The sequence below is a fragment of the Clostridium sp. chh4-2 genome, from assembly GCF_002899675.1.
Lineage (GTDB): Bacteria > Bacillota > Clostridia > Lachnospirales > Lachnospiraceae > CHH4-2.
On record NZ_PKUU01000047.1, the window covers coordinates 1 to 6,084 of the forward strand.

6 protein-coding genes are annotated in these 6,084 nt (G+C 45.6%); 5 read left to right on the plus strand and 1 reads right to left on the minus strand.

All coding sequences use genetic code 11. The features are described 5' to 3' along the window. Nucleotides 1-162: 162 nt before the first annotated feature. On the minus strand, nt 163-951 hold the full coding sequence (locus C0033_RS26570; protein WP_103230876.1) for a DeoR/GlpR family DNA-binding transcription regulator: 789 nt from the start codon (nt 949-951) through the stop codon (nt 163-165). A 203-nt stretch (nt 952-1,154) separates the two neighbouring features. On the opposite strand from C0033_RS26570, the gene C0033_RS26575 reads away from it, so the two are divergent. From C0033_RS26575 to C0033_RS27740, 5 genes are all read left to right on the plus strand, one after another. Beyond that, entirely contained in the window at nt 1,155-2,318 is a 1,164-nt protein-coding gene (locus C0033_RS26575) for an iron-containing alcohol dehydrogenase (protein ID WP_103230877.1), read from the plus strand. A 280-nt stretch (nt 2,319-2,598) separates the two neighbouring features. Continuing rightward, nucleotides 2,599-3,447, plus strand: a complete 849-nt coding sequence (locus tag C0033_RS26580; protein ID WP_242984607.1) for a ketose-bisphosphate aldolase — start codon at nt 2,599-2,601, stop codon at nt 3,445-3,447. Between the two features lie 19 nt (nt 3,448-3,466). After that, nucleotides 3,467-4,780 carry an SLC13 family permease gene (locus tag C0033_RS26585; RefSeq protein ID WP_103230878.1) on the plus strand — a complete coding sequence of 438 codons (1,314 nt, stop codon included), beginning with the start codon at nt 3,467-3,469 and terminating at the stop codon, nt 4,778-4,780. A gap of 60 nt (nt 4,781-4,840) precedes the next feature. Beyond that, entirely contained in the window at nt 4,841-5,875 is a 1,035-nt protein-coding gene (gene iolC / locus C0033_RS26590) for a 5-dehydro-2-deoxygluconokinase (RefSeq protein ID WP_103230879.1), read from the plus strand. Continuing rightward, on the plus strand, nt 5,862-5,990 hold the full coding sequence (locus C0033_RS27740; protein ID WP_278320789.1) for a hypothetical protein: 129 nt from the start codon (nt 5,862-5,864) through the stop codon (nt 5,988-5,990). Before iolC ends, C0033_RS27740 begins: the two co-directional genes overlap by 14 nt. The last annotated feature ends 94 nt before the right edge of the window (nt 5,991-6,084 follow it).

Sequence of the window (6,084 nt, forward strand, 5' to 3'; positions counted from 1 at the left end):
AGCAGTGAAGTCATCAGGAGTTCACTGCGAATGGGCGCCGCTCTGCCTTTTTCCGTTTCTGGCGGCCTTAGTACCTCTTAGGGTCGAAACTCGAATCCCCTATTCCTTATGATTTCCGCTGCCCGCCCAGGTTCCCCCTTCTTTCCGGCGTATCTTAGTTAATTAAATAAAGATTTTATTTTCAGTAACCCCTAAATGGATGCCGTGTTTTTTGAAGACATCGAGATATTCCGGAGAAGGTGTAATATCTGTCAAAATATAATTGAAGTCCTGCAGTTCTCCGAATGTACACAGGGATGTCTGGTTGAATTTTGTGTGGTCGGCCAGGAGATAGCATTCGCCGCTGCTTTTTAGCACCTCTTTTTTTACTTCATATTCCTCATGAGTCGCATTGGAAACCCCATTTGTCAAAGAAATACAGGTGCAGGCCATAAAGGATTTTTTTATGTTAAATTTCTTCAGGGATTCAATACAGCTGGAACCCACCAAAGACGCGGTTTTGTGATTTAGAACTCCGGGCAGTACAATCAGGCGCAGCATGGGATAGGACAGCGCTTTATGGGCTACTTCTATGCTGTTTGTTATGATGGTTACATTTTCCTTATCTTCGATGTAGTCGATGATATTAATTGTGGTGGTTCCCGTATCGATGAATATGGAATCTCCGCTGGTGATATAGGTTGCCGCAAGCCGGCAGATGCGGTCTTTGATCTCGTGGTTTTTAATGTTGCGTTCATTATAGGAGACGAGGCCGGCATATTCACCCGTCTTTTTTTCCACTACGGTGACTCCGCCGTAAACCTTTTCAATATTTCCCCGCCTCACCAGTTCGTTGATATCCCGGCGGATCGTATTTTTGGAAATGTCGAACTTTTCGCAGAGTTCTTCTAAAGTGGCCGTTTTATTCTCTATGATATATTCTTCAATTTGATCAATTCTTTGTACTCTCATGAATTTCCTCCAATTTAAACTTGAATGTTATCTAAAGTATATCATTTCATAACTAAAAACGGCAATGGATATTTTGAAAATATTATCAAAAATAGGTCAAATGTCATTTGTAATATTGACATTGCATCAAAAAGTGCTAAAATATAATCATAAATTAACCATAATATAATCAAAAACAATCAATCAGAGGAGGTATAAGCGCTATGGCTTGTCAGTTTATCATGCCGCAACGGATTTTTATGGGAGAGGGGGCTTTGGCGATGAGCAGTCCGGCCCTTCAGAATTTGGGCAGCAAGGCTCTTATTGTTACGGATCAGGTAATGGTTCAGTTGGGCAACGTCAGGATACTTACGGATATATTGGATGAAATTAAGGTAAACTATGCGGTGTATCAGGATATAACCGGTGAACCAACAGATCGGATGATAGAGAGAGGATTGTCTGTGTACCGGGAAGAAGAGTGCGATTTTTTAATTGCAGTCGGCGGAGGAAGTCCCATCGATTCGATGAAAGCTGTGGGCGCTCTCGCCGGTAACGGCGGAAAGATATCCGACTACATGGGCCGGGAGATAAAAGGCGCCACCCCTCCGATGGTTGCCATTCCTACGACTGCGGGAACCGGATCAGAAGCAACTCAGTTTACGATCATCACGGATACGGAAAAAAATGTAAAAATGCTTTTAAAGGGCGGCGTGCTGATGCCTGATATCGCCATAGCGGACCCTGTTTTTACGATGACTGCTCCGCCTAAGATCACGGCGGCAACCGGCTTGGATGCGCTTACCCATGCGGTTGAAGCTTACACCTCCAGAAAAGCGAATCCCTTGTCGGATCTATATGCGGTTTCTGCTGTAAAGCGCATATTTAAAAGTCTTCCGGCCTGTTTTCATGATGGAACCGACAAGAAAGCCAGAGAAGAAATGTCGCTGGCGGCATTTGAAGCTGGCGTATCATTTAATAATTCGTCGGTTACTGTGGTACATGGCATGTCCCGCCCAATAGGAGCTTTATTTCATGTGGCCCATGGCATTTCGAATGCGATGCTGCTGGAAGCCTGCCTTAGTTATGTGATGGACGGCGCATATTGCCGTTTTGCAGACCTTGGCAGGGCCATTGGCGCGGCAGAAGACGGGGATTCCGATCGGGAAGCTGCGGAAAAATTCCTGGGTCAGGTGGTGGATTTGTGCAAAGAATTGGAAATTCCGACTCTTTCTGAGTATGGAATTGATAAAGATGAATTTTTCCGCGTGATGGATAAGATGGCTGACGATGCCCTTGAATCTGGCAGTCCGTCCAATACCAGGAAAGAACTGGAAAAAGGTGATATTCTGAAGATTTATTCGAGTCTGTGGAATGAAAATGCCTAAGGCTGGTGGCAGAAAAAGCGGATATAACCAGGTGAAACGATAGAAACAGTGAGGCAGGAGCGTAAAATCTCCTGTTTTGCTGTTTTTTTTGTGCTGAAATAGTGCTGTAAAGCGTTTGACTGGTGCTTTTGTACAAAAGATGATCTGTAAATTATAAAAATATAACAAATTTGTATTAGGGTATTGACATTTGACAAAGATGGAACTAATATATAATCAAGAATTAACCAAAAGATAATTCAAATATACTCAACACATAATTAAAAAGTGAGGTGAAGATATGCTTGTAACGATGAAGGAATTGCTGCATGAAGCATTACAGTCCCAAAAAGCTGTGGGCGGTTTCAATGTGGGGAATATGGAGATGGTAGCCGGAGCAATACGGGCGGCAGAAACCATGGATACACCGGTTATTCTTCAGATTGCGGAGAAACGGCTGCAGGCTTCTCCGTTAAACCTGATGGCCCCTATGATGGTTCAGGCGGCAAAAGATGCTAAAGTGAAGGTTGCGGTTCATTTGGATCACGGACTTTCTGTGGAGGTGATAAAACAGGCGCTGGATTTTGGATTTTCTTCAGTGATGTTCGACGGCTCAGAGTATTCTTTGAAGGAGAACATCGAGAGAACAAAAGAGATAAAAGCTCTGGCCGGCCAATATGGGGCGTCGCTGGAAGCTGAACTTGGAGCTGTAGGCGGGAATGAAGGAAATGGTGAAAAAGCAGTTTCCTATACCAATCCGGAAGACGCAGAGTTATACTTCAAAGAGGTGGGAATGGATGCTTTGGCAGTCGCCATTGGAAATGCCCATGGCCATTACACGTCGGTTCCCCAACTTCGGTTTGACGTGTTGGAGGAGATTCATAAAAGGGTTCCTGTGCCGCTGGTTCTTCACGGAGGAAGCGGGATTTCATTTGAGGAATTCCGTAAGACCATCCAGCACGGCATAAGAAAGATCAATATCGCCACAGCCAGCTTTGATGCACTGACAGAGGCGGATAAAGAGTATTTGGAGAAGAACCCGGACGGAAATTATTTTGGCTTATCCGCTTCAGGGGTTCAGGGAGTTTTTGAAAATGTAAAGAAACACATTTACGTATTTAATAATGAAAAATCATTAAAGGAATTATAAAACCAGGAGGAATAATGTTATGATAGGGGTAATCGGAGTATTTCTTGGATTAGCGGTGCTGATGTATCTGACCTATAAAGGGTGGCACATGGGTCTGGTAACGATCGCGGCTGCATTAGTAGTGATTGTATGTAACGGTATGGGGATTTGGAACGGGCTTGCGGAAGCCTACGCCACGGCATTTAAAAACTTTGCAGGAACCTGGTTTTTAATGCTGATTCTGGGGGCGACATTTGGTAAGATTATGGAAGAATCCGGCGCGGCCGCATCCATTTCCAATTTTATTGTAGGAAAACTGGGAAAACAGCGGATTGTGCTGATCGTTCTCATCACGACGGCGATTCTGGCATACGGCGGAATCAGCGTATTCGTCATCATGTTCACCATGTATCCGTTTTGTATGGCGTTATTTAAAGAGGCCGACATTCCGAAGAAGCTGTTTCCGGCTATGTCGATCTGTATGGCAGGAACCACGTGTATGACATTTTTCCCGGGTTCTCCGTCAGTGCCTAATCTGGTTCCTACCGAATATCTGGGAACCACCATCTATGCGGCGCCGGTTATCGGTATTGTGGGAGGGCTGTTCGTATTCCTGCTGGATTATCTGTTCCTGACACACTGCATTAAAAAATGTGCCGCAAAAGGAGAACATTTCGTTCCTGCAGCGGATGATGTGATCGTGGATATTAACGATGCAAAGATGCTGGCCGGCCTTCCACCTGTAGGAATGTCCTTCGCGCCGATCGTAGTTTTGGTTGTGGCAGCATTTGCGCTGATGAAATTATTAAGTCCTTCAAACTTCGCAGTGGTTACGGCCATGGCCCTGGCTTGTCTGGTAGGCGTCGTGCTATTCCACGATAAATTTAATGTGAAAAATGCAATCGCTTCCGGAATGGGAAATGGATTTAACTCTCTGATGGTTACTTCTGCAATCATGGGCTTTGGCGGGGTTGTAACCGCTTCGCCGGCATTCGGTTCCTTTACCAACTGGATTTTGAGCCTGCAGATGAATCCGATTCTGTTTGCCTGCGTGGCGATCAATGTGATCTGCGCCATCACAGGTTCCGCTTCCGGCGGCATCACGATTTTCTGGAATACCCTGGCGGACTACATGATTCAAACCGGTTTAAATGCACAGATTATGCATAGGATCACATGTATTGCATGTTCCGGCCTGGACGCAATGCCTCACTCATCCGGTATTGTTTTGGCAAACAGCGTTGCGAAAACAGAGATGAAAGACAGTTACTTCTATATGTTCGTAACCAATGCGGCGATTCCGTTATGCGGTCTTATTTTATCAATTATTCTTTACAGCATAGGGCTGTGTTGATAAAAACCAGGTAACAGCTGCATTATATCAGATACCAGTATATAAAATGGAGGAAATGAAATGTCAGATTTAATTAAAGATATCATTACATTTGATGAAACAAGAACTTATGATATGATCCTTTTAGGCCGTGTAGCCATTGATTTCAACCCAATCGATTATTTTAAAACACTTGGTGAAAGCCATAGTTTCAAAAAATACATAGGAGGATCACCTGCCAACACGGCGGTGGGCCTCGCCCGCTTGGGCAAGAAATGCGGCTTCTTTTCCCGTGTTTCGGATGACCAGTTTGGAGATTTTGCAATTGACTATTTTAATAATGAAGGAATCGATACTTCCCACATTTTCCGGTGCGAACACGGAGAGAAGATCGGCTTGACCTTTACCGAAATCCTCTCCCCAACCGAAAGCAGCATTTTAATGTACCGCAATCAGGCAGCAGACCTGTCCTTAGACCCTGTGGATATCGAAGAAAGCTATATCGCATCTGCCAAGATGCTTTTAATCTCAGGAACTGCCCTGGCACAGAGCCCGTCCAGAGAAGCTTCCTTAAAAGCGGCGGCACTTGCCAAGAAAACCAATACCCCGATCGTATTTGACATCGATTACCGCCCATATAATTGGAAGAGTGAGGACGAAATCGCAATCTATTATTCGGCAGTGGCAAAAGATGCGGACATTATCATGGGCTCCAGAGAGGAATATGATCTGACCGAACGTTTCCTGAGACTGGACGGAACAGACCAGACCTCAGCAGATTACTGGACCCATAAGCAGAATGCAAAAATCGTGGTGATCAAACATGGAAAAGAAGGCTCCACAGCATACACCCGGGATGGAAAACACTATTCCATCAAGCCGTTCCCGGTTAAAGCGTTAAAATCCTTTGGCGGCGGCGACGGATATGCGGCAAGCTTCCTGTACGGCGTGCTGGAAGGAATGGATATGATGGATGCGCTGGAGATGGGAAGCGCAGAAGCCGCCATGCTGGTTGCCAGCCACGGATGCTCAGCAGATATGCCTAACGTGGAGCAGGTGAAGGAATTTATTAAAAAAGAAAAGGAAGAATACGGAGAAATGGTTGGCAGGGCTTAAATTAGTCTGGGGTACGCCCGGAATCGGAAGGCGGAGCCGGAAGACGAAGGCCGGAGGGGCCGTCCGGGCCGGGGAAGGAAGATGCAGCCGGATCGGATTCGGGATTCGCCCCTAAGAACAACTAAGGCCCGTAAGGACAGAACAAGGCAGGCCGGCGCCATTCGCAGTGAACTCTTTATGACTTCGCTGCTCAAGGGCGCCTTAGAAAC